At 56.1% G+C, this 246-nt stretch carries 1 protein-coding gene; it reads left to right on the top strand.

The genetic code is table 11. The features are described 5' to 3' along the window. Positions 1–246, top strand: a 246-nt coding sequence (locus tag ACW9JC_RS30485; RefSeq protein ID WP_457459710.1) for a transposase, incomplete at both ends; no start/stop codon positions are given.

The following is a 246-nucleotide window of genomic DNA, read 5'->3' as shown; positions in this document are numbered from 1 at the left end:
ATGCACGCTCAATGGCCACGAGCGGCCGAGGCACCGGAACGGTTGGCTACAACGTCCAAACAGCTGTCGACGATAAACACCATCTGATCGTTGCCCATGAGGTGACCAACGTTGGTAATGATCGTGGGCAACTGAGCAATATGGCGAACCAGGCGCGTGAAGAAATCGAGGCCGAATCGCTGACGGTGGTTGCCGACCGAGGCTATTACAAAGGTCTGGAAATCCTTGCTTGCGAGCAAGCCGGCA

It is taken from the genome of Pseudomonas sp. SDO5591_S426 (assembly GCF_054070755.1).
This window is presented reverse-complemented; position numbering and strand designations above follow the sequence as displayed.